Source organism: Streptomyces sp. SID4985, from assembly GCF_009863025.1.
GTDB lineage: Bacteria > Actinomycetota > Actinomycetes > Streptomycetales > Streptomycetaceae > Streptomyces.
In genome coordinates, this window is sequence record NZ_WWIR01000325.1 from 1 (window position 1) to 1,946 (window position 1,946).

1 protein-coding gene and 1 pseudogene are annotated in these 1,946 nt (G+C 73.2%); one reads left to right on the plus strand and one right to left on the minus strand.

Translation table 11 applies throughout. The features are described 5' to 3' along the window. Positions 1 to 1,103 (minus strand): annotated as a pseudogene (locus tag GTW40_RS13680) (hypothetical protein); the annotation flags it as partial. 180 nt (positions 1,104 to 1,283) lie between these two features. Here GTW40_RS13680 and GTW40_RS13685 point away from each other — a divergent pair. Next, positions 1,284 to 1,946, plus strand: a 663-nt coding sequence (locus tag GTW40_RS13685; RefSeq protein WP_161180451.1) for a GPP34 family phosphoprotein, incomplete at its 3' end; no start/stop codon positions are given.

Sequence of the window (1,946 nt, forward strand, 5' to 3'; positions counted from 1 at the left end):
GCGGCGCCGGAGGCGGTCTTGTCGGCAGAGCCCGAGTCAACGTCGGTGGCGCCCCCGTTGGCGGGGGAGGACTTGCTGTCGGCAGGGCCGGACTTGGCGTTGTCGGCGGTGCCGGGCTGGGCGTCGGCCTTCTGCTCGGCGGAGCCGGACGCGGCGCCGGAGGCGGTCTTGTCGGCAGAGCCCGAGTCAACGTCGGAGGCGCCCCCGTTGGCGGGGGAGGACTTGCCGTCGGCAGAGCCGGACTTGGCGTCGGCGGAGTCGGAGGTCGGGCCAGAGGCGCCCTCGCCGGAGGACTTGCTGTCGGCCTCGGCGGTGGAGCCGGGCTTGGCGTCGGAGGTCGGCTCGTCCTCGGCCTTCCGCTCGGCGGCGCCGGACCTGCGCTCGGCAGATTCGGAGTCAACGCCGGAGGCGGGCGCGGCAGCGGCGCCGGGCTCGTCGGCAGACCCCGACTCGGAGGCAGCGGCGTCACCGGCGTCCGGGTCGGGACCGCTGCTCTCGGCCGCCCCGGCACCCACGGCCGAACCACCCTTGGCAGCAGCCTCGTTGTCGTCGTCCTCGGACGCATCGGCGGCGCGCGAGGCGGAAGCCCCAGAGGCAGAGCCGCTGCCCTTGGCCGCGTCAGCGGAATCGTTGCCGCTCTCGGCAGAGCCCTCGGCGCGCGCAGCGGAAGCACCCTTGGCCGCGCCGGAGGCGGAGTCGCCGTCCTCGTCCCGCCCGGAACCCCCGGCGGAGCCGTTACCAGCGTCCTCGGAGGCGCTCGCGGAAACGTTGTCGTCGGCGCTTTCGGAGCGACCGGAGCCCGAGGCACCCGCAGCCCCCTCCGGAGCCTTGGCGGCAGCCTCGTCGTCCGCACCCTCAACGGAGTTGGCGTCGGTCACCCCCTGGGAAGCCTCGTCGTCCCCGCCCGCAACGGAGTTGGTATCGGCGGCCCCCCGCGAGTCCTTGTCCCCAGCCGCGCCGGAGGCGAACCCCGCGCCACCCGTACCCGCGCCGGAGGCACCACTCTCCTCGGACCCGGCCGAATCCACCCCCTCCGCCGAACCGACGGAGTGCTCCTGCTTCGACCTGTCGGGGGACTCGCCCGCCACCGATGCCTCCTCCATGCGCCGCACGCTCGCCGCGCGCCCTGTCCGAACCATGTACCAGTGTCCTGTGTGGGGGCTTGCCCAAGGTGGTAGACGAGAACGACATACCTACCGGTTCCCCCATGAACCGGGCACGCACCCTCGACAGATGAATGTGAGAGGCGTCACCCTGTCATTCATCCACGCGGGGAGGCATGGATGGGCAGGAGCCGCAGAACAATTCCGGAAGAGCTTCTGCTGCTCGCACTGGACCCGGCCACGGGTACCACTGCGCAGCCGCAGTCGCTCGACCTCGGTCTGGCCGGTGCACAGCTAGTGGAGCTGGCGCTGGCCGGACGGATAGCCCCAGACGGGGATCGTATCGCCGTGGTGGTGCCACGGCCGACAGGAGATCCAACTCTGGACAGCGCGTTGGAGCTGCTGCGCAGGCGCGGCGCTCCGGTACGGGCGGTCCACTGGATCGGCGGCCCACGACTGGGCCTGCGCCAGACCTACCTTTCACACCTCGAACGGTGCGGAATGGTCGCCGCGGTGGCAGGCCAGATGTGCGGGGTGCTGCCGACGACGCGGTACCAGGCGACGGACACGGCGATCAGCCGTGAGATCCGCGCCCGCCTGGACGCCGCGATCCGCACCGGCGTACCGCCGGACCCACGGACCGCCGCGCTCGCCGCGCTGGCGCACGCCGTCGGCCTCGGCAAGCACCTCTACCCGGGCAACGAGGGCCGCTCGTCGCGTTCCCGGCTGCGCGACCTCATACGGCACGACCCGATGGGCGGGCTCGTCGCCCACGCCGTCATGGACGTGCAGAACGGCGTCGCGGTGCAGCCGCGCCGGGGGCAGGCCGGGCCGCCCCGGCCG